The following is a 20,955-nucleotide window of genomic DNA, read 5'->3' as shown; positions in this document are numbered from 1 at the left end:
TATCGGCGCTCGGGCGGGCGGGCTCCGCGGGTGCAGACTGAGGGCATGGCCCCCACCGTGCCGCCGCCGGGCATCGACATCATCCCCCTCGACACCGTCGAGCAGGTCCACCTCGCCGCGCGGGTGCTGGCCGAGGTGTGGGGCGGCGACCCGGGCGGCATGCCGCCGAATCTGCTGCGCGCCCTCGCCCACTCCGGCAACTACGCGGTCGGCGTCTACGACGGGGAGCAGATGGTGGGGGCATCCGTCGCATTCTTCGGCGACCCCTCCTCGCGCTCGATGCACAGCCACATCACCGGGGTGCTCCCCGGTCGCCAGGCGCGCGGCGTCGGCCGTGTGATCAAGCAGCACCAGCGGGAATGGGCGCTCGCCCGCGGCGTCGGCCACATCACCTGGACGTTCGACCCGCTCGTCGCCCGCAACGCGCACTTCAACCTGCGCGTGCTCGGCACCCGCGCGACCGAGTACCTCGTGAACCACTACGGCGCGATGGACGACGGGGTCAACCGGGGCGACCAGACCGACCGCATCATGGTGTCGTGGGCGCTCGCCGCGCCGCCGGTGCCGACGCCCGGCGACGACCGCGTGGTCGCGTCCGTCGAGATCCCGCGCGACATCGAGACGATGCGGCGGAACGCGCCGGCGGATGCCGCGGCCTGGCGTCTGCGCGTGCGCGAGCAGCTCACCCGGCACCTGGCCGAGGGTCTCGTGATCGGCGGCTTCGACGACGCGCGCGGCTACCTGCTGGTGCGCCGCTGACGCGTGGCGCACCAGGTGCTACTCGCCCGGGTCCTTCGTCGGGTCGCCCGGCCGCACGTCGGCGTCGTCGCGGATGTCGATGCGGGTGACGCCGTCGCGGTGCGTCACGTCGATCCGCGGATCGGCGTCGGACTCCACCGCGTTCGGCGCCGACGTCAGCTGATCGCGGCGCTTCTCCTCATCCGTCATTCCGGTGCCGTCCGTCGCCCGGCCGCCCTGACCGCTGTCCTGCGCCATGCTCATCCCTTCCGCCACTCGTCGCTCTTCAGGTGCGAGCCCGCCTGGGGCCCCATCTGCAGCATCCCGCCGTCGACCGTCCAGCTCGCGCCCGTCACGTAGCTCGCTGCGGGCGACGCCAGGAACGCGACGACCGCCGCGATCTCGTCGGGCTTGCCGGGGCGCCCGAGCGGGATGCCGGGGCGGTGCGTGCGCTCGGCGTCCTCCGGGTCCTGGTCGGTCAGCGGCGTCGCGATCTCGCCCGGTGCGACGGCATTCGCGGTGATGGCGTGCTCGCCGAGCTCCTGCGCCATCGTCTTGATGAGGCCGCCGAGGCCGTGCTTGGCGGCGACGTAGGCGGCCGAGCCCACCCGGGGCTGCGTCTCGTGCACGCTCGTGATGGCGATGAGGCGCCCGCCCTGCCCGGCACGCACCATGTGCCGCGCCGCCGCCTGGAGCGCGGCGAAGGCGCCGTCGAGGTTCAGCGCGACGACCTGCCGCCAGTCCTCGACCGACACCTCGAGGAACGGGCCGCCGGAGCCGCCGCCGGCGTTGTTCACGAAGACGTCCAGCCCGCCGAGCCGCTCGACGAGCCCGTCGATCGCCGGCGCGACGCCGTCGAGGTCGGTGGCGTCGAACTGCGCCACCTCCGCGGTGCGGCCCCGCTCGCGGACGGCGTCGGCGGTGCGCTGCGCGCCCTCCTCGTCGCTGTGCCAGGTGATGCCGACATCGAGGCCGGCCTCGGCGAGGGCGATGGCCGTCGCCTGCCCGATGCCCGAGTCCGAGGCGGTCACGATCGCGCGGCGCGGGGAGAAGTCGAAGGTCTGCATGGGCTCGAGGCTACGAGCGCGCTCTCAGCGGTGGCACGGGGTTGCGCTCGCGGCGCCCCGGGGCTACGCGACGCCGCCGGCGGCTCCGTCGAGGACGACCGGAGGAAGGAGGAGAGATCGGCGGGAATCGTCCGCTGCTTCGCGTTTTTCCTCCGGTCGACCGCGGGTGATCCTGTCTAGGCTGACCGGCATGCCGACCTCGCCTGCGCAGTATCGCGCGCACTTCGACTTCGATATCCGCTTCGCCAACGGCGGTGCGCTGTCCGGCACGGGATTCCGGCTGGATCTGCCGTCGGCCGACGTCGCCGACGACGAGGTGGCGCGCCTCCTCGTCATCCACCTCGGCCTCGCCCTCGTCGACGAGGTCGAGCTGCGGGCCCTGCGGGTGGTCGAGGAGCCGCACCGCGGCAGCCGCGGCGTCGACGCCGGAGCGACTGCGACGCAGGGCGCGACCCGCGTCGTGGACCTCAGCCACCCGATCCGCGCCGGGCTCGTCACGTACCCCGGGCTGCCGGCGCCGACCATCACGCCGCATCTCACCCGCGAGGACTCCCGCGCCCGCTACGCGCCCGGCACCGAGTTCGCGATGGACGTCATCACGATGATCGGCAACACCGGCACCTACCTCGACTCGCCGTACCACCGCTACGCCGAGGGCAGCGACCTCGCCGGGCTCGACCTCTCGACACTGGTGGGGCTGCGCGCCGAGGTGTTCCACCTCGAGGACGCGTGGGATGCCGCGCGCCGAGGCATCCGCTCCACCACCCTCGCCGATCGCGACGTGCGCGGAGCCGCCGTGCTCCTGCACACCGGCTGGGACCGCTGGTTCGGGCTGCCGGAGTACGGCGCCGGCGCGCCGTTCCTCACCGGCGAGGCCGCGCAGTGGCTGATCGACGTCGGGGCCGTGCTGGTCGGCATCGACTCGGTCAACATCGACGACGCCGACCCTGCGACGGGTGCGGGAGGAGGCGAGCGCCCCGCCCACTCGCTGCTCCTCGGTGCGGGGGTGCACGTCGTCGAGCACCTCACCAACCTCGGATCCCTGCCCGCGCGGGGTGCGCGCTTCACCGCCGCCCCGCCTGCCGTCGCGGGCTTCGGCACGTTCCCGGTGCGGGCCTTCGCCGAGGTCCCCGCCTGACGCACCTCCCTGCCTGACGGGCGTCCCTGGTGCCGTAAGAGGGACGTATCAGCGCGAGGCTCCGCCGCTCTTCTCAGGCGAACGAGGAGAAGCCATGCGCGAGCACATCGAGACCCTGATCGTCGCCCTGACCGACACCATGCGCGGCCAGGCGCAGCACACCGCCCCCCGCGAGCCCCGCCGGCGCCGACCGCGCATCGCCCGCTCGACGTACGTGCCGGTGCGCCGCGACGTCGTGCCGCAGCGCTTCGCCCACTGACCCGCCACGCCCGGTCTCCAGGCCGAGGCACCGCTCGGGCCCGGGCGTACGCTGAGCGCATGCCCATCGCCACCCCGGCGGCATCCGTCGCCCTGCAAGGCTTCGAGCTGCGCGTGCTGCACGTGCCGCTGGTCGCCCCGTTCACGACGTCGTTCGGCACCGAGACGGTGCGCGAGGTCATCGTCGTCCGTGCGCTGACCTCGGACGGCGAGGGCTGGGGTGAGATCGTGACGCAGTCCGACCCGCTCTACTCGAGCGAATACACGCAGGGCGCGTGGGACGTCTCGCTGCGCTTCCTCGTGCCGGCTCTGCTGGACCGCCACCTCATCGCCCCGCACGAGATCGCCGGCGCGCTCGAGCCGTTCAAGGGGCACCGCATGGCGAAGGCGGGCCTCGAGCTCGCCGTGCTCGACGCGGCCCTGCGCGCCGAGGGGCGCAGCTTCGGTGCATACGTCGGCGCCGTGCGCGACCGCGTGCCGAGCGGTGTGTCCGTCGGCATCCAGCGCGACCCGGCCGCGCTCGTCGACACCGTGCGCGGCTACCTCGACGAGGGGTACGTGCGCATCAAGATCAAGATCAAGCCCGGCCGCGACGTGGCCGACACGGCGGCCGTGCGCGACGCGTTCGGCGGCATCCCGCTGCAGGTCGACGCGAACTCCGCCTACACGATGGCGGATGCCGACACCCTGGCGGAGCTGGACCGCTTCGACCTGCTCCTCATCGAGCAGCCGCTGCAGGAGGACGACCTCGTCGACCACGCCACGCTCGCGCGGCGCCTGCGCACGCCGGTGTGCCTGGACGAGTCGATCGTGTCGGACAAGGCCGCAGCCGACGCGCTCGCGCTGGGCTCGGCATCCGTCATCAACATCAAGGCGGGCCGCGTCGGTGGATATCTCGAGGCGGTGCGCATCCACGACCGCTGCCTCGCCGCCGGCGTCCCGGTGTGGTGCGGGGGCATGCTCGAGACGGGCATCGGCCGCGCGGCCAACGCCGCGCTCGCCGCCCTCACCGGGTTCACGCTGCCCGGCGACGTCTCGGCGTCGGACCGCTTCTACCGCCGCGACATCGTCACCGAGCCGGCCGTCCTGGAGGACGGGCACGTGCGGGTGCCCACCGGTCACGGGCTCGGCGTCGAGATCGACCCGGTCGCTCTCGACGACTTCACCGTCGCGCGCGAGACGCTGATCCGGTAGCCGGGCGCAGATCCGGTCATGCGCGCGCAGCGGCGTACCGTTCGCAGGACGGAAGGGCGACGGGGGCCCCGACACGCCGCCGCACCGGGGCGAGGGCGGGGATCGGTCCTGCGAACGGTACGGCCGGCGGTCGAGAGGCGAGGCCGACGGGGGCGGATCGGCGCGGTTGTCGCGGGGATTCTGCTGCTCGCCGGCTGCACGCCGACACCGGCGCCGTCGGCCACGCCGAGCCTGCCCGCCGGGGTGACCGTCGAGCTGCACCAGCTGCGCTCCGACGTCGGACCGCGACAGGCCCAGGTGCGGGTGGCGAACGCGTCCGATGCCGCGGTCACCGTCGGTGCCGTGCGCGTCGAAGACCCGCGGTTCGAGAGCCCGGTCACCCGCGTGATCGAGGGTCGCGTCAGCACGATCCCCGCGGGCGGCGCGGCCGACATCCGCGTCCAGCTGCCTCCCGTCGAGTGCTCCGTGCCCGACGACGGCGAGGCCGAGGCCGTGCTCGAGATCGTCGGCGACGACGGCAGCGCCGAGATGACGGCGTCCGCTCCCGATCCGCTCGGGTTCGTCGCGGCGCTGCACGCGCGCGAGTGCCTGCTCGAGCGGGTGACGGATGCCGCCTCCCTCGCCTTCACCGGGTTCACGCCGTCGCCCCCCGGCGAGCCGGCCGCCCTGGAGCTGACCGTCGCGCCCACCGGCGACGCCGCGGCGACCCTCGTCGGCATCGAGCGGACGAACCTGCTCGGATTCGCGGGACTCCCGCCCGAGGCGGACCTGTACCCGCTGCAGCGCGAGATCGCCGCGGCGGAGGCGGAGCCCTCGGTCGTCTCGCTTCCGCTGACACCGACCCGCTGCGACCCGCACGCCGTGCAGGAGGACAAGCGCGGGACGATCTTCGGCGTGCGCGTCGCCGTCGACGGCGAGGCGGGCGAGGTCGAGCTCTTCGTCGGCGAGGACATGCGGGGCAGGATCCTGTCGTGGGTCGCCTCCTGGTGCGGCTTCGCCGGCTGACCACCGCCGCGCGCCCCGCGCCGAGCGACCCGAAGTCCGCGCCACGAACGGCGAGCGGCCGGCCGCCCGAGGGCGACCGGCCGCGTCCGGCGCTGGTCGGGCTACCGCACCGTCACCGTGATCGCCTTGGAGCTGGTGGCCCCGGCGGCGTTGGCGAACTCCGCCACGTAGGTGTACGTGCCGGGCGCGCGTCCCGCGATCGCGGTCCGGGCCTGCTGCGCGTTCGGGGATGCCGCCTCGAGCGCCTGCTCGTCGATCAGCACGCCGTTCTCGTACAGCCGGTAGCTCGTGCCGTTGGTGCCCCACCACAGGTTCGCGGTGACGGTGTAGTTCCCGTCCTTGTCGCGGTTGTCGTGCGAGAGGACGGGCACCGCGGGAGCGGCATCCGCCACCTTCACGGTGACCGACGACGTCGCCGTGGCGCCTGCGGCGTTGATCAGCTCACCCGTGTACACGTACGTGCCGTTGGGCTTGCCGCTCACGTCGACGGTCGACACCTGCGCGTTCGGCGAGTCGGCGTCCAGCAGCGTCGTCGAGATCAGCGCGCCGTTCTCGTACAGCCTGTACACCGCGCCGTTCACCCCGTGCCACAGATTCATCGACACCGTGAAGGTTCCGTCGTGGAGACCGTCGTCCCAGCCGGAGTTCGTCGACAGGATGCCGCGGCCCGGCGCCGCGGTCGGACCTTCGTCGTCGAACACGAGCAGCTGCGCCGACGCCTGGGTGACCAGGCCGTCGTGGTTCACGGCGTTGACCGTGAGCGTGTGGGTTCCCACCAGCCCGTCGAGCTCGATGACCTGGCCAGGGGCCACCGGCTCGCCGTCGAACGCGATGTCGAGGTTGCGCACGCCCGACTCCGGGTCGTCCGCGGTCACCTCCACCGTGAGGGCCGCCGTGCTCGCCAGCAGCGTGCCGTCGGCGGGCAGCCCGCTCACCACCGGGGCGGTGGTGTCGGTCGCCCCCGAGGGGTCGCCCGTCACCGCGATGCGCGGTGCCGGCGGCTGCTCCATGCCGTCGCCGAGGAAGAAGCTCGTCTGCGGCGGCTGGTTGTAGCCGGTGTTCTGCCACGCCACCGACAGGCGGTAGACCGGGTCGTGCATCAGCGTGCGGATGCGCAGGTCGGTCTCGTCCGTCGTGGAGTAGATGCGCAGCTCGGTCGAATCGGCCGACCGCCACGCGATCTCCTCGCGCCAGTCGCCGAAGAGGTCGGCCTGCACGTTGGGCGTGCCCTTGGTGTCGTTGTTCGACAGGGCGCCCTCGGCGCGCAGGATCACCTCCGACGACTGCGACTCCGCGTCCCACTTCGACACGGTCGGCACGCCGGTGCGCGGCCCGTCGTCGAACTCGTGGTCGACGATCTCGCGCAGCGGGTCGCCGTCGAACCAGGCGAGGAAGTTCGCCGCCGGGATCGCACTGCCGATGCGCTCGCCGTCCGCCGACATGAGGTACCCCTCGCGCGAGTTCCACGCGGCGTCGCCGCCGACCGCCCAGCCCTCGGCACCCTCGTAGCGGGGGTCGATGTCGCCGGAGGCGGCACGGCCGGTGTCGCGGTCCGCCGGGATGTCCCAGAGGATCTCGCCGGTGCGCGCGTCGCGCATGGTCGCGCCGCGGTTCTGCGACGAGCTCATGTCCTCGTGCGCCGCGAAGACCTCCAGGCCCGGGCGGGACGGGACGAGGTCCGACACGTGCAGCGCGTCGCCGTGGCCGAGCCCCGTCGCGTACAGCACCTCGCCGTCGTCGTCGATCGTCGCCGAGCCGAAGACGATCTCGTCCTTGGCGTCGCCGTCGACATCGGCCACCGACAGGTTGTGGTTGCCCTCGCCGTACAGGCCCTCGTTGCCCTCGTCGTTCGAGTCGAGCACCCACCGCTCGGTGAGCTGCTCGCCGTCGAAGTCGTAGGCGGCGACGACGGCGCGCGTGTAGTACCCGCGGCTGAACACCGCACTCGGGCGCTCGCCGTCGAGGTAGGCGGTGCCCGCCAGGAACCGGTCGACCCGGTTGCCGTACGTGTCGCCCCACGCCCCGACGTCGCCTCGGGCCGGCACGTAGTCCACCGTGTCGATGGCGGCACCGGTGGCGCCGTCGAAGACCGTGAGGTACTCCGGTCCGGTCAGCACGTAGCCCGAGCTGTTGCGGTGGTCGGCGCCGGCGTTGCCGATCGGCTGACCGGTGCCGTCGATCGTGCCGTCGGCGGTCTTCATGATGACCTCGGCGCGGCCGTTGCCGTCGTAGTCGTACACCTGGAACTGCGTGTAGTGGGCGCCTGCCCGGATGTTCACGCCGAGGTCGATCCGCCACAGCCGCGTGCCGTCGAGGCGGTAGACGTCGAGGTAGACGTTCCCGGTGTACCCGCCGGACGAGTTGTCCTTCGAGTTCGTGGGATCCCACTTCACGAACAGCTCGTACTGACCGTCGCCGTCGACATCGCCGACGCTGACGTCGTTCGCGCGGTAGCCGTACGGCTGGCCGTCCTTGGAGTAGGCGTCCGCCGGCTTGTCCAGCGGCACCGAGCGGTACGCACCGGTCTGCACCGTGAACTCGTCGGTGTCGGTGACCTCCACGCCGTCCAGCACCTTCGTGACGAAGTAGACGGATGCCTCGTCCCCGCCCTCGTCCAGGAAGTTGGTCGAGTCGGTGATCGGCGTCGTGGTGACCCGCGCGCCGTCACGGTAGACGTGGAACGCCACGCTGTCGGGGTCGGTGCCGAGCATGCGCCACGAGACCAGGTTGCCGGCATCCGTCGCCACCGCCGCGGGAGCGCGATCGAGGTACTCCGCCTGCCGCTGCAGCACCGTCACGGCCTCCGTCTTCAGCTGTGCCGACGCCGCACCGGCGCCGCCCGCGTTCACCGGGACCACCGTGTAGAAGTACGGGATCGTGGTGAGCACCTCGCCGTCGGTGAACCGGCTCGTATCGGCCACGCCGATCAGTTCGCCGCGCTCGCCCTCCACTTCGGAGCGGAACACCAGGTAGTACAGCGCGCCCAGCGGCTGCGCCCACGAGAGCTCCACCGAGTTCTTCTCGATGGCCTCGACGGTCAGCCCGTCCGGTGCGGCCGGCGGCGTCACCTCCGGGTCGACGAAGGACACCTCGGCGGTCGCCGACGGCACCGACTCGAGCTTCGTCTGGTCGATCGCGGTCACGTGGTACTCGTAGTCCAGACCCACGCGGGCTGTCGTGTCGACGTACGCGGGCTCGTCGACCGCGGCGATCCGCACCGGCTTCGCGTCGAACGGGGACTGACGGTAGACGTTCCAGGTGAGGTCCGGCTCGGCATCCCACGCCAGCGAGACGCTGGGCGCGGCCGGGTCGGCGTCGACGTCGGTGACCTCGAGCCCCACCGGACCCAGCAGGATCGGCGTGATCTCCAGGCCGTTGAGACGTGTGCCCGACGCTGCGCCGTAGGCCTCGACGTTCAGCTGACCGTCGGTGACGAGGAACGGTCCGCGCAGCGTGGCGTTGACCGAGGCGCGGCCGGCGTTGCCCGAACCTGCGTCCCTGCCTTCGATGCGGAAGCTCGTCCGGCTCGAGCCGATCCAGTCGCCCGAGTACGTCTTCACCGAGTACGTGCCGTTGGGCACGTCCAGCGCGAAGGTCGAGCTGTCGCCGGGGAGCACGAAGTCGCGCACGAGGTCGTTCGAGCCCTCGGCCGCGCCGCGATCGCGCCCGGCGTTCGCCGGCAGGACGCCGAGGAAGCCGTAGCCGCGCTCGGTCGTGTACGTGAGGTCGGGAGTGACCTCGGTGTAGCCGGCCATGAGCGGGTTGCCCGCGAGCTGGAAGTCGTACTTGTACAGCGCCTGCTTCGTGGTGAAGGTCACCACGGCGCTCGGCTCGGAGTCGCCCCGGCCGTTGACCGCGACGACGCGGTACCGGTAGGCGGTGCCCTCCGCGAGACCCTGCACGATCGAGCTCGTCTGCGTCACCATGCCGACGAGGGCCCACTCCGGATCGGGGTCGGCGACGGCCTGACGGTGGATCTTGTAGATGTCCGCCGTCGGCGAGGCATCCCACTGCAGCGTCGCCCCGCCGTTGCTGATCGCACCCGCGACGAGATTCTGCGGCGCCGGCGGCACCTCGGCGGGCGGCTCGATGTCGGAGACCTTGGCCGCGAGCGGGGTGTCGAGGCCGGCGACGTCCTGCGCGACCAGGCGGGCCATCTGGATGGCGCCGTACTCCTGGAAGTGCGTGTCGTCGACGGTCCCAGCGGGACGGTTGGGGAACACGCCGGGGTCGACGTGGAGGAAGACCGCCTTGGCCGCCTCCGGGCCGATCTCGTCGAGGTAGGCCCGGCTGGAGGCCGACAGGTCGACCAGCAGCACGTCCTCCTCGACCGCGAGCTCGGTCATCTTCGCCACGTACTCCGGGAAGCTGACGTTGAAGAGGCCGGTCGCGGGGTCGAAGCTGCGCCGCGACACCGGCGTGACGAGGATCGGGGTGGCACCGCGCTGCCGTGCGCCCTCCACGTAGACGCGCAGATACTCCTTGTAGTCCTCGGGGCTCGCGTAGCGGTCGTCGACGCCCTGGGTGGCGTCGTTGTGCCCGAACTGCACGAACAGGTAGTCGCCGGGACGGATGCTGCGCAGCACCTCGTCGAGGCGGCCCTGCGTGAGGAAGTTCTTCGACGAGCGGCCGCCGATCGCGTGGTTGGCGACGGCGATGTCGTCGGCGAGGAACCGGTCGAGCATCTGCCCCCACCCCGCCTGCGGCGCGTAGGCGATCGGGTCGTAGGTCTGCACGGTCGAGTCGCCCGTGAGGTACGCCGTCGTGATGGCGCCCGCGACGCGCTCGGGCAGTCGCGTGATGGTGAGGGCGTTGACGGATGCCGCGTCCCCGCCGAACTGCAGGGTGAGGCGGCCGTCGACCAGGGCGATCGGGAACGCCATCTGCAGGTACGAGCCCGCGCCCTGCGGGTTGGACTGCACCTTCGCGATCGACTCCGCCGTCATCGTGGTGGTCGTCGGGCTCTCCTCGTCGCCCGCCACCAGCTGCACGGAGTAGTCGCCGGCGCCGAGATCCACCTCGAAGGTCGCCCCCGCGACGGCGACGAAGTCGCTGCGCAGGGCGTCGTCGGTGCCGCGGTCGACATCGGGCGTCTCGGCGGCGGGGGCCGTCGAGAAGCCGTAGCCCCACTCGTCGCTGAACGCGGTCGACGAGGTGACGCCGAGCGCTCCCTCGGCCACCGCGCCGGGGCCGAAGTCGAAGGTGACGACGTCGCTCTCGGGGAGCGGGGCGGGCGCGACGTAGACGGGCGCGATGACGACCGCCGACGCGGGGGAGGCCCCGGCCTGATTGCGGGCCGTCACGCGGTAGGACCATTCCGCCGAGGTGTCGACGGGGTCGGTGTGCCCGGGTGTCGTCAGCGTGGCGATCTCGGCGAAGACGCCGTCGGCGCCGGCGCGCTCGACGACGTACTCGTCGCCGTTGGCGACCGCCGACCAGGTCAGGACGACGGCTTCCCGCGTCACCTGCGAGACCGCGAGGTCGCTCGGGGCCTCGGGCGCGACGAGCGCGGGGATCACGCCGCTGCGCACCTCGGCGGTCCGCTCCGAGGTGCGGTCGTACGCGCTCACGGCGACCACCGCATACGCGTACGAGCCGCCCTCGACGACGGACGTGTCGGAGTACGAGGGCTCCGTGGTCTCGGCGATCTGGGAGAACTCGCCGGTGGTGTCGCCGACGACGTCGGCACGGAGCACCTGATAGGTCGCGGCGCCGTCCGCGGGCGACCACGCGAGGTCGACGCCGTTCCAGGCGACCCGCGTGGTGGCGAGGTCCGCGGGGGCGTCGGGCACGACCGGCGCGACGACGAGGCCGTTGACGTACGCGCCGAGCCCGCTGCCGGTGAAGCCCACGGTGAGCTGGCCGTCTTCGACCGTGGTGCGGAACGTCTCCGTCGTGGTCGCCGCGCCGCCGGTGGTCAGACGGGTCTGGGCGATCCCCTCGAGCGACATCGTCGCGTTGGTGCCCGAGGTCCCCGTCAGGGCGTCGCCGATCGTGAGGGTCACGTCGTACTCGCCGACCGGCACGCCGTCGAGGAGGAATCCCCAGTTCGTCCCGGCGACGAAGTCCTCGGCGACGGGATCGGCCGGCGTGCGATTGCCCGTGCGGTCGCGGTCGAAGAGCGTGGCGCCGTCGGGCACAGTGATGCCCCACCCCGCTTCCGCCGTGTGGAGCGACGTGGTGAGCACCTGCTGCCAGCCGTCCGCCACGGGGCTCGACGCGGTGCCGAAGTCGAAGCGCCACGCTCCGTCCTCGGCGGGGGCGAGGGACGCGGCGGCCGGGGTCGCGGTGAGCAGGGCCGCGACGACGGCGGTGGCGCCGGCGATCGCGGCGAGGCGGAGCCCGTGGCGGGGAGCCCGGGGCATGGGGGCGTGGTCAGCGGGTCGCTGCGCGCCGTCGGCGCGTGCGGACACGTGGGGCACGGTTCCTCCTGTTGTCAGCATCGGCAAAGGATGACGGCGGCGGACGCGACATCGCGACAGCCGTCGACGTGAACCGGGCGCGTACGGACTCGAGCCCTGTCCGGTCGGGCCGGGGTGGGGATACTCCGGTCCGATTTGTTGTCGGCTCCGACGGAAAGCGTATTCCGATGGAAGCCGCTGGCAGTCTGACATGCGGCCGGGCGGAGGGGCAAGACATTTCTGAAACGTTTTTGCGATGTCGCCGCCGAGGCTTGCGCCACCGGCGACCTGTGGCCTAGGTTCTCGGGCGAACGCTTTCCCAAACCCCCGCCGCCGGGGTGCTTACGGACCACCCCGGCGGCGGGCCCGCGCCATCGCGGCGTCCGGGCGCCGCGCGCGGTGGGAGGGCCGCCCCGCCGTGACGTCGGGGGGCATCCCCCTCCTGCCGGTCCTGTGCGCGCCAGTAGGCTGACGCCATGACGACCCCTCCACCTCCCTCCGCGTACGGCGCCGCCCCTCCGCCGCAGCCGATGTCGCCCGCCGACGAGAAGCTCTGGGCGACCCTCGTGCACCTCGGCGGCCTGTTCTTCGGATTCCTGGCGCCGCTCATCGGCTTCCTCGTGCTCAAGGACCGGGGCCCGTTCGTCCGCGCCCACACCGCCACCGCGCTCAACTTCCAGCTCACCCTGCTGATCGCCTACATCGTGGGCGCGGTGCTGAGCGTCGTGATCATCGGCATCTTCATCCTCATCGCCGCGTACGTGCTCAACATCGTGCTGTGCATCGTCGCCGCGGTGAAGGCCAACCGCGGCGACTGGTACAAGTACCCGGTGACCATCTCCTTCATCAGCTGAGACGGCGCGGTCTGCCGTGGCGACGGCGGACGGCGGGGACGAGCAGGGGAGCGGACCGATGAGCGAGTATCCCGACATCTCGGACCATGGGCTGATCGGCGACCTGCAGACCGCCGCGCTCGTCGACACCGAGGGGTCGATCGACTGGTTCTGCGCGCCGCGGTTCGACTCGCCGAGCGTGTTCGGGTCGCTCCTGGACGCGCAGCGAGGCGGCTTCTGCCGCGTGCGCCCCGAGACCGACGACTACGTGACGCGGCAGCTGTACCTGCCCGACACGGCCATCCTGCTCACGCGGTTCATGACCGAGGAGGGCGTCGGCGAGGTCCTGGACTTCATGCCCATCGCGGGCGACGAGCCGACCGACCGGCACCGCATCGCCCGCCTCATCCGCGTCGTCCGGGGGTCGATGACGTTCGTCGGCGAGATCCGGCCCGCGTTCGCGTACGGGACCGTCGCCCACACCGGCGTCGAGCCGGCGGTCGGCGACGGGGTGCTGTTCCGCGGCGGCGATCAGGCGCTCACCGTGCACCGCGTCGGCGAGATCATCCACCGCGGCGATCAGCAGGCCGGCACGATCGAGCTGATCGACGGCGGGCTGCGCGTCCACGGGACGCTCCACGCCGGCGATCGCACGGGCGTGCTCCTCGAGACGGGCGGGGCGGCGCCCCGTCGCGTCTCGATCGACGAGCTCGAGCGGATGTACACCGAGACGCAGCGCTTCTGGCGCGACTGGGTGGGGCGCTCGACGTATCGCGGACGCTGGCGCGAGACGGTCCACCGATCGGCCATCACGCTGAAGCTCCTCACCTACGCGCCGAGCGGCGCCCTGGTCGCCGCGCCGACGGCGGGACTGCCCGAGCAGGTCGGCGGCGAGCGCAACTGGGACTACCGATACACCTGGATCCGCGACGCGTCCTTCTCGGTGCAGGCCCTGCTGGGGCTCGGCTACCGCGACGAGGCGGAGGCCTTCGTGCAGTGGCTCACCGACCGGGTGCAGGAGAGCGCGGGCGACGAGTCCGGCCCGCTCAAGATCATGTATCGCGTCGACGGATCGTCCGATCTGGCCGAGACGACGCTGCCCGGGTGGCGCGGCTACCGCGACTCGTCACCGGTGCGCATCGGCAACGGCGCCGCCGATCAGCTGCAGCTGGACATCTACGGCGAGGCGATGGACTCGATCCGGCTCGCCGCCGAGCACGGCTTCCAGCTCAGTGACGGGGAATGGTCCGAGGTGAGCCGCATGCTCGACTGGGTGTGCGACAACTGGGACAGGCCCGAGGAGGGGGTCTGGGAGACCCGCGGCGGACGCAAGAAGTTCACGTTCGGCCGCTTCATGTGCTGGGTGGCGCTGGACCGCGGCATCCGTCTCGCCGAATCCGGCGGCCGGCCCGCCGACATCGTGCGATGGCGCGGCGGGCGGGATGAGATCTACCGGGCGCTCATGGCCGCGTCGTGGGACGCCGATCGCGGCGCTTTCGTGCAGGCCGAGGGCAGCGATGTGCTGGATTCCGCGAATCTCATCATGCCGGTCATGGGTGTCATATCGCCGCGCGACCCGAGGTGGCTCTCGACGCTCGCGGCCATGGAGACGGAGCTCGTGTCGGACAGCCTCGTCTACCGCTACAACCCGGCCGCGTCGCCCGACGGGCTGCGCGGCTCGGAGGGCACCTTCACGCTCTGCTCGTTCTGGTACGTCGACGCGCTCGCGCGCACCGGACGCACCGAGGAGGCCCGCCTCACCTTCGAGAAGATGCTCACGTACGCCAACCACCTGGGGCTCTACGCCGAGGAGATCGGGCTGACCGGCGAGCAGCTGGGCAACTTCCCGCAGGCGTTCAGCCACCTGTCGCTCATCAACGCGGCCGTGAACCTGGACCGGCTGCTCGATCACTAGAATCGACGGATGGCCGTTTCACGCGGCCGCCGGATCGAGTGCTCGCTCTGCGAGCGTATCGAGATCATCAGCACCCTCGTGCATCCCCTCTCCCGACCATTGGAGCCACCGTGGCCGAGCAGTCTCGCCTCGACAAAGTCATCAGCCTCGCCCGTCATCGCGGGTTCGTGTTCCAGGCAGGTGAGATCTACGGCGGATCCCGGTCGGCATGGGACTACGGCCCCCTCGGCACCGAGCTGAAGGAGAACATCCGCCGCCAGTGGTGGCAGACGTTCGTCCGCGGCCGCGGCGACATGGTGGGCCTGGACTCGTCGATCATCCTGCCCAAGCGCGTGTGGGAGGCATCCGGTCACGTCGCCACCTTCACCGACCCGCTGGTGGAGTGTCTGCAGTGCCACAAGCGCTTCCGCGCCGACAACCTCGTCGAGGACTTCGAGGCGCGCAAGGGTCGCAAGGCCGAGAACGGCCTCGCCGACGTGCCGTGCCCGAATTGCGGCACGAAGGGGCAGTACACCGAGCCGAAGGCGTTCTCGGGCCTGGTGAAGACCTATCTCGGCGTCGTCGACGATGAGTCGGGGCTGCACTTCCTCCGCCCCGAGACCGCGCAGGGCATCTTCGTGAACTTCTCGAACGTGCTCACCGCCAGCCGCAAGAAGCCGCCGTTCGGCATCGGCCAGGTGGGCAAGGCGTTCCGCAACGAGATCACCCCCGGCAACTTCATCTTCCGCACCCGCGAGTTCGAGCAGATGGAGATCGAGTACTTCGTGCCGCCGGCGGAGGCGCAGGAGTGGTTCGACCACTGGGTCGACGAGTGCTGGGACTGGTTCGTCGACCTCGGGATCGACCCGGCCAACATGCGCCGGTTCGACGTGCCCGAGGAGGAGCGCGCGCACTACTCCGACGGGACGATCGACGTCGAGTACCGATTCGGGTTCCCCGGCAAGGAGTGGGGCGAGCTCATGGGCATCGCCAACCGCACCGACTACGACCTCGGCAGCCACACCGAGGCCTCGGGTCAGAGCCTGACCTACTTCGACCAGGCGTCGGGCGAGAAGTACATCCCCTACGTCATCGAGCCCTCGTTCGGCCTCACCCGCAGCATGATGGCGTTCCTCGTCGACGCGTACCACGAGGAGGAGGCGCCGAACGCGAAGGGCGGCACCGACACCCGCACCGTCCTCAAGCTGGACCCGCGCCTGGCGCCGGTGAAGGCCGCGGTGCTGCCGCTGTCGCGCAACGAGCAGCTCTCGCCCATCGCGCGCGAGGTCGCCGAGACCCTGCGCGGCCAGTGGAACATCGACTTCGACGACGCCGGCGCCATCGGCCGCCGCTACCGCCGTCAGGACGAGATCGGCACCCCGTTCTGCGTGACCGTCGACTTCGACTCGCTCGACGACCGCGCCGTCACGGTCCGCGACCGCGACACGATGGGGCAGGAGCGCGTCCCGCTCGAGGGTCTGCACGCCTACCTCGCGGAGCGTCTCAAGGGCGCCTGACCCCTCGCTCTCACGCGAGGCCGGATGCCTCGACCCGGCCGGGTCGAGGCATCCGCCGTTCCACGGGTCTAGCCGTTCGCCGCGCTCTTCGCGCCGTCCGACGCCGCCATGGCCGCGCCCGACACGGCGAGGCCGTCGGCGCCGGCGGCCTTCAGCGCGTAGCCCTGCAGGAGCGCGTGGAGGTCGAGGCCGGTGAGGCCCTTGACGACCTCGGTGCCCTCGCCGAGCACCTTGCCCACCGTCTTGGTCATCTCGGAGGCGCCGTCGGTCGAGACCACCGTGAGCTTGTCGATCGAGGCGATGGGCTCGGCGGCGGCGCGCACGATCTCGGGCAGGCGCGAGATGATCTCCTGCGCGAGCGCTGCCTCGCCGTACTTCTGCAGGGCGAGGGCCTTCGCGTCGGTCGAGGCGGCCTCGGCGAGACCCTCGGCCTGGATCGCGGACGCCCGCGCGTCACCCTCGGCCTTGATGCCGGCCGCGAGGGCGACCTGCTTGTCGCGCTCGGCCTCGCCCGACACGCGGACCGCGGTGGCGGCGGCCTCGGCGTCCTGCACGGCGGCGACCTTGTTGGCCTCGGCGATCTTCGTGCGCTTGTACGCGTCGGCCTCGGTCGCGGCGTTCGCCGCATCGCGCTGCGCGGTCGCGCGCTGCACCTCGGCGTACGCCTGCGCCTCGGCGGGCTTGCGGATCTCGATGTCGAGGCGCTCCTGCGTCACCAGCGCCTGCTCGGTCAGCGCCTCTCGCTCCTGCACGGCGACGAGCTTGTCCTGCTCGGCGGTCGCCAGCTGACCGGCCGCCTGCGCCTCGGCGTTGGCGCGGTCGGTCTCGGCCTTGATCGTCGCCTGCTTGAGGGCGAGCGCCTTCTGGCGCTCGGCGATCTGCTCCGCCGCCTCGATGCGCGCGAACTCGCTGGCGCGGGACGCCTCGGCCTCGCTGATCTCGGCGACCTGGCGTGCGCGGGCCGCCTCGGCGCGACCGAGGTTCGCGAGGTAGTCGCTGCCCGGCGTCGAGATGTCGCTGATGTTGAGGAGGTCCACCTGGAGCCCCTGCTCGACGAGGTCGGCCTTGGTCTCGGCGACGACGCGGTCGGACAGGCTCTTGCGGTCGGAGATGATCTGCTCGATCGTCATGTCGCCCACGATGGAGCGGAGCGACCCCTCGAGCGATTCCTTGATGATCTCGGTGAGCAGGTCCTGCTGCGAGAGGAAGCGCTGCGCCGCCCGGCGCACGCCCTCTTCGGTGCCCGACACCTTGAAGTTGATCGAGGCCTTGATGGCGATCTTGATGCGGTTCTTGTCGACGCCCTCGACCGTGATGCCGATCTGGCGCTGCTCGAGCGAGATCGAGAAGCCCTGCTGGAGGATCGGCCAGACGAAGGTGCGGCCGCCGATCACGACGCGCTGGCCGCTGCCGATCTCGCTGGGGTCGGGCTTGCCCGCACCGCGGCCGACGATCACGAGCGCCTCGTTGGGCGGGACGCGCCGGATGCGGCGCGCGATGAACGTGATCAGACCGAGCACCGCCACGATGAGGGCGACGACCGCGATGACCTGGATGAGTTCGTTGGTCATGGACGACCTTTCCTGTGTGGTGCCGCGCCGGGTCCCCCACCCGCACGCGGCCGGGACGAGGGTTACTCCGCGACGACCTTGACGCGGGTGCCGGAGTGCTCGACGACGCGGATCCGCACGCCCTCGACGATGGTCTCGTCGGCGTACGCGAGCCGGCGCTCGACCTCCTGCGGACCGTCGAGGCTCACCTCGCCGCCGGCGGGCGACACCGTGGAGCGGGTCACGCCCGACAGCCCGACCGCGGAGGCGGGTGCCCCGTCGGAGCTCTGCGTCAGCCGCTTCACGAAGAGCACCGCGATGAGGTAGGCCAGCACGGCGAGCACCGCCGCGAGCACGTAGGCCCACACCGTGTCGAGGCCGCTGGTGTAGGTCAATGCGCCGGACGCCCCGAACACGACCGCGGCGATGCCGAGGGCGGTGCCCGAGATGGCGCCGTCGCCGATGTCGAAGTGGTCGAAGATGTCGCCGACGATGAGCGAGATCAGCAGGACGGCGAGGCCGACGCCTCCGACGATCAGGAACGGCAGCACGGGATCTCCACGAAGGGCGACGGGCGAGGTCCCCCCACCCTAGTGGGACTGGGTGTCTCACCGCTGGCGGGAACCGCCCGCCTGGGGAGAACCGGGTGCCCGGCCGCCTCAGTCCGTGACGGTGAGCGTCGCCGGTCCGGTGTCGCCCTCCATCACCCTGCGGTAGTCCTCCGCCACGATGTCGCGCAGGACCGCGGTGTCGACGGTGTCCAGATCCTTGATGTACAGGCAGCCGACGCCGGTGTCGTGCGGCCCGAGCTGCGCGAGGCGCTCCGCGTGCGCGTCGGTGCGGAGCAGATAGACGGTCGTCGCCTGCCTGCGCGGCGCGAACCCGGCGATCGGTGCGTCGCCCTCCGTGCCGGTCGGGTACCGGTAATGGCACGAGCCGAAGCCGATGATCGTGCCCCACAGCTCGGGCTCGCGGCCCGTGACGTCGCGCATCAGCTGCACCATGGCCGCCGCGTCCCGCTGCCGCTTGGCGGGCGTGACGGCGGCGATGAACTCGTCGACGTCCCCTCCGGTCTTCTTCATCAGACCCCTCCGCCGCCGCTCTTCGCCGCGGATTTCATCGCGCGCTTGTGCTCGCGCACCTTGGTCAGCGATTCCGGCGAGACGATGTCGGCGACGCTGCGGTACGACCCCTCCTCGCCGTAGGGGGCGGATGCCTCGCGCCAGCCGTCGCCGGTGTACCCGTACTGCTTGCCGAGCAGCGCGAGGAAGATCTTGGCCTTCTGCTCCCCGAAGCCCGGCAGCTTCTTGAGGCGCTTCAGGACGGTGGCGCCGTCCGGCTCGCCCTGTCGCCAGATCGCCGAGGCGTCGCCGCCCCACTCCTGCTCCACCGCGGCGCACAGCGCCTGCACGCGCGCGGCCATGGACCCGGGGAAGCGGTGCACCGCGGGCGTCGCCGCGAACAGCTCCGCGAACGCCTGCGGGTCGAAGCTCGCGAGTGCCGAGGCATCGAGCGTGCCCGCGCGTTCGGAGATCTTCAGCGGGCCGGCGAACGCGGTCTCCATCGCGACCTGCTGGTCCAGCAGCATGCCGATGAGGAGCGCGAGCGGGTCGTCGGTCAGCAGGCGGTCGGCGGCGTCGTCGCCCGTGATGTGGAGCGTCATGGCCCCAGTCTCCCACCAGCCCCGCCGCGGCGGCACAGTGCCGGAGGGGGAGGACCACCCGGATGGGAGGATGGATGCCGTGACCCACCCCACGCCCACTCCAGACGCCGCCGGCGCGTCGCCCGGAGCCTCCGGGCGCGTGGGCCCGGCCGCCGAGCCGCTCCCGGACCTCGTCGCCCACGCCCGCGACACGCGCGTCGTCGTGGTCGGCGGCGGCATCGCCGGACTCGTCGCCGCGTGGGAGTGCGCGAAGGTCGGCATGGATGTGACGGTGGTCGAGGCATCCGATCGACTCGGCGGCACGATCGGGGCGACGCGCATCGCCGGACTCGACCTCGACACGGGCGTCACGTGCTGGTCCACCCGGGGCGGCGCGGTGCGCGCCCTGATCGACGAGGTGCTGCCCGACGCGGCGATCGTACGGCCGCGCGACGACAGCGAGTGGATCGCGGGACTGCCCAAGGGTGCGGCCGCACCCCTTCCGGCCGAGCAGGTGCTCGGCATCCCCGCCAACCCGTGGGACGAGAGCGTGCGCCGCATCATCGGCTGGAGCGGCACATGGCGCGCGTACCTGGACCGCCTGCGGCCGCCGCTGACCATCGGGAAGCAGCGCAGCCTCGGCCGGCTCGTCGGCGGACGCATGGGCGAGAAGGTGCGCGACCGCCTCGTCGCGCCTCTCAGCCTCGACCGTTTCGGCGTCGCGCCCGACGACGTCGACGTCGTGGTCGCCGCGCCCGGGCTCGGCTCGGCGCTCACCCGCACGGGGTCGCTGAGCGGCGCGGTCGCCGAGCTCCGCATCGACGCGTCCCGGGGTGGCTCGATCGAAGGACTGGACGGCGGGATGCCTCAGCTCGTCGCCGCGCTCGCCGCGCGCCTGGCCGAGCGCGGCGCCGTGGTGCACACCGGAGCCCGTGCGACCGGGCTGGCGCGGCACGACGGCGTATGGAGCGTCACGCTCGAGGAGCCCACGGCGCCGGAGGGTGACACTGCGGCGCCGGAGGGCGAGCCCGTCGAGCCGGCCGAGCTCACCGCCGACGCGGTCGTCGTCGCCGCCGACGAGGCGGCGGCGCGCGCACTTCTCGGGCCGGTGCTCGGCGACGCCGCCTTCGCGCAGACATCGCCCGCCGGGATCGTCCGCGAGGTCGTGACGCTCGTGCTCGACGCGCCCGAGCTCGACGCGGCGCCGCGCGGCGCGCACGTCCACGCCGTCCCCGGCACCGGCCGGGCCAGCGGTCTCGTGCACGAGACCGCGCGGTGGGAGTGGATCGCCCGCGCGGCGGGCCCGGGCCGGCACGTCGTGCGCGTGGCGTTCGGCGGGCCCGGCGCCGCACCGGCGACGGCCGGGATGACGGATGCCGACGCCGCCGCGCTCGCTGCGGGCGAGGCGTCCGCCCTGCTCGGCGTCCCGCTCGACGCCGACCGCGTCGCGGGCTTCCACCGGGGCGTGTACCGGCTGGCGCCGCCCGCCTCGGCGATGGGGCAGCGCGAGCGCGCCGCCGGCGTCCGCGCCGACGCCGGGAGGGTTCCGGATCTGGCGGTGGTGGGCGCATGGCTCGCCGGGAGCGGGCTTGCGCGGGTCGTCGCCGACGCGCAGAACCAGGCCGACGAGCTCCGTCGTCGCGTGCTGTGGGGAGCCGGGCCGAAGAAGTGAACACCGCGCGGCGAGCGGTGTCAAGGGTGGATGCCCTGATCGGCAT

General features: G+C 72.2%; 16 protein-coding genes. 9 read left to right on the top strand and 7 right to left on the bottom strand.

The genetic code is table 11. The features are described from left to right. Positions 1-45: 45 nt before the first annotated feature. Complete coding sequence (locus tag ACWGUG_RS01215; protein WP_452323571.1) at positions 46-759, top strand: GNAT family N-acetyltransferase; 714 nt, start codon at positions 46-48, stop codon at positions 757-759. 18 nt (positions 760-777) lie between these two features. Here ACWGUG_RS01215 and ACWGUG_RS01210 read toward each other — a convergent pair whose 3' ends face one another. Together ACWGUG_RS01210 and ACWGUG_RS01205 are read right to left on the bottom strand one after the other, a co-directional pair. Beyond that, positions 778-996 (bottom strand): hypothetical protein, encoded by a 219-nt coding sequence (locus ACWGUG_RS01210; protein WP_452323570.1) that lies wholly within the window; start codon positions 994-996, stop codon positions 778-780. Positions 997-998: 2 nt separating this feature from the next. After that, positions 999-1,805 carry an SDR family oxidoreductase gene (locus tag ACWGUG_RS01205; protein WP_452323569.1) on the bottom strand — a complete coding sequence of 269 codons (807 nt, stop codon included), beginning with the start codon at positions 1,803-1,805 and terminating at the stop codon, positions 999-1,001. A gap of 190 nt (positions 1,806-1,995) precedes the next feature. Between ACWGUG_RS01205 and ACWGUG_RS01200 the strand changes: the two genes are divergently transcribed. The 4 genes from ACWGUG_RS01200 (at position 1,996) to ACWGUG_RS01185 (ending at position 5,400) form a co-directional block, all read left to right on the top strand. After that, positions 1,996-2,943, top strand: coding sequence for a cyclase family protein (locus ACWGUG_RS01200; RefSeq protein ID WP_452323568.1), 948 nt, complete (start codon positions 1,996-1,998; stop codon positions 2,941-2,943). Positions 2,944-3,037: 94 nt separating this feature from the next. Continuing rightward, positions 3,038-3,202, top strand: a complete 165-nt coding sequence (locus ACWGUG_RS01195) for a hypothetical protein (protein ID WP_336394353.1) — start codon at positions 3,038-3,040, stop codon at positions 3,200-3,202. A 59-nt stretch (positions 3,203-3,261) separates the two neighbouring features. Further along, positions 3,262-4,395, top strand: a complete 1,134-nt coding sequence (gene menC / locus ACWGUG_RS01190) for an o-succinylbenzoate synthase (RefSeq protein ID WP_452323567.1) — start codon at positions 3,262-3,264, stop codon at positions 4,393-4,395. 243 nt (positions 4,396-4,638) lie between these two features. After that, positions 4,639-5,400 carry a hypothetical protein gene (locus ACWGUG_RS01185; protein ID WP_378878645.1) on the top strand — a complete coding sequence of 254 codons (762 nt, stop codon included), beginning with the start codon at positions 4,639-4,641 and terminating at the stop codon, positions 5,398-5,400. Positions 5,401-5,501: 101 nt separating this feature from the next. On the opposite strand, the gene ACWGUG_RS01180 is transcribed toward ACWGUG_RS01185, so the two are convergent. Beyond that, entirely contained in the window at positions 5,502-11,813 is a 6,312-nt protein-coding gene (locus ACWGUG_RS01180) for a rhamnogalacturonan lyase family protein (protein ID WP_452324180.1), read from the bottom strand. 464 nt (positions 11,814-12,277) lie between these two features. On the opposite strand from ACWGUG_RS01180, the gene ACWGUG_RS01175 reads away from it, so the two are divergent. The 3 genes from ACWGUG_RS01175 to ACWGUG_RS01165 all read left to right on the top strand — a co-directional run bounded on the left by ACWGUG_RS01175 (position 12,278) and on the right by ACWGUG_RS01165 (position 16,045). Next, positions 12,278-12,655: a DUF4870 domain-containing protein gene (locus ACWGUG_RS01175; protein WP_336394356.1), complete on the top strand. Its 378-nt coding sequence runs from the start codon at positions 12,278-12,280 to the stop codon at positions 12,653-12,655. Positions 12,656-12,713: 58 nt separating this feature from the next. Next, positions 12,714-14,549, top strand: a complete 1,836-nt coding sequence (locus ACWGUG_RS01170) for a glycoside hydrolase family 15 protein (RefSeq protein WP_452323566.1) — start codon at positions 12,714-12,716, stop codon at positions 14,547-14,549. A gap of 110 nt (positions 14,550-14,659) precedes the next feature. Further along, entirely contained in the window at positions 14,660-16,045 is a 1,386-nt protein-coding gene (locus ACWGUG_RS01165) for a glycine--tRNA ligase (protein ID WP_336394358.1), read from the top strand. 68 nt (positions 16,046-16,113) lie between these two features. Here the strand turns inward: ACWGUG_RS01165 and ACWGUG_RS01160 are convergent, their stop codons facing one another. The 4 genes from ACWGUG_RS01160 to ACWGUG_RS01145 all read right to left on the bottom strand — a co-directional run bounded on the left by ACWGUG_RS01160 (position 16,114) and on the right by ACWGUG_RS01145 (position 19,258). After that, a complete protein-coding gene (locus ACWGUG_RS01160) occupies positions 16,114-17,616 on the bottom strand; it encodes a flotillin family protein (RefSeq protein ID WP_452323565.1) in 1,503 nt (500 codons plus the stop codon). Between the two features lie 62 nt (positions 17,617-17,678). Then, positions 17,679-18,146, bottom strand: coding sequence for a hypothetical protein (locus tag ACWGUG_RS01155; RefSeq protein WP_336394360.1), 468 nt, complete (start codon positions 18,144-18,146; stop codon positions 17,679-17,681). 108 nt (positions 18,147-18,254) lie between these two features. Next, positions 18,255-18,677 carry a DUF1801 domain-containing protein gene (locus ACWGUG_RS01150; protein ID WP_336394361.1) on the bottom strand — a complete coding sequence of 141 codons (423 nt, stop codon included), beginning with the start codon at positions 18,675-18,677 and terminating at the stop codon, positions 18,255-18,257. Then, a complete protein-coding gene (locus ACWGUG_RS01145; RefSeq protein ID WP_336394362.1) occupies positions 18,677-19,258 on the bottom strand; it encodes an HhH-GPD-type base excision DNA repair protein in 582 nt (193 codons plus the stop codon). Before ACWGUG_RS01145 ends, ACWGUG_RS01150 begins: the two co-directional genes overlap by 1 nt. A 79-nt stretch (positions 19,259-19,337) precedes the next feature. Between ACWGUG_RS01145 and ACWGUG_RS01140 the strand changes: the two genes are divergently transcribed. Next, complete coding sequence (locus ACWGUG_RS01140; protein WP_452323564.1) at positions 19,338-20,909, top strand: protoporphyrinogen/coproporphyrinogen oxidase; 1,572 nt, start codon at positions 19,338-19,340, stop codon at positions 20,907-20,909. Positions 20,910-20,955 lie beyond the last annotated feature (46 nt).

It is taken from the genome of Microbacterium sp. NPDC055455, assembly GCF_053619935.1.
Note: the sequence above shows the minus strand (reverse complement) of the source record. Positions and strands in the feature narration are given on the sequence as shown.

Excerpts from the sequence above, each read along its gene's own strand:
- ACWGUG_RS01215 (WP_452323571.1), top strand. The coding sequence starts at position 46 with ATGGCCCCCACCGTGCCGCCGCCGGGCATCGACATCATCCCCCTCGAC.
- ACWGUG_RS01210 (WP_452323570.1), bottom strand. The coding sequence starts at position 996 with ATGGCGCAGGACAGCGGTCAGGGCGGCCGGGCGACGGACGGCACCGGA.
- ACWGUG_RS01205 (WP_452323569.1), bottom strand. The coding sequence starts at position 1,805 with ATGCAGACCTTCGACTTCTCCCCGCGCCGCGCGATCGTGACCGCCTCG.
- ACWGUG_RS01200 (WP_452323568.1), top strand. The coding sequence starts at position 1,996 with ATGCCGACCTCGCCTGCGCAGTATCGCGCGCACTTCGACTTCGATATC.
- ACWGUG_RS01195 (WP_336394353.1), top strand. The coding sequence starts at position 3,038 with ATGCGCGAGCACATCGAGACCCTGATCGTCGCCCTGACCGACACCATG.
- menC (WP_452323567.1), top strand. The coding sequence starts at position 3,262 with ATGCCCATCGCCACCCCGGCGGCATCCGTCGCCCTGCAAGGCTTCGAG.
- ACWGUG_RS01175 (WP_336394356.1), top strand. The coding sequence starts at position 12,278 with ATGACGACCCCTCCACCTCCCTCCGCGTACGGCGCCGCCCCTCCGCCG.
- ACWGUG_RS01170 (WP_452323566.1), top strand. The coding sequence starts at position 12,714 with ATGAGCGAGTATCCCGACATCTCGGACCATGGGCTGATCGGCGACCTG.
- ACWGUG_RS01160 (WP_452323565.1), bottom strand. The coding sequence starts at position 17,616 with ATGACCAACGAACTCATCCAGGTCATCGCGGTCGTCGCCCTCATCGTG.
- ACWGUG_RS01150 (WP_336394361.1), bottom strand. The coding sequence starts at position 18,677 with ATGAAGAAGACCGGAGGGGACGTCGACGAGTTCATCGCCGCCGTCACG.
- ACWGUG_RS01145 (WP_336394362.1), bottom strand. The coding sequence starts at position 19,258 with ATGACGCTCCACATCACGGGCGACGACGCCGCCGACCGCCTGCTGACC.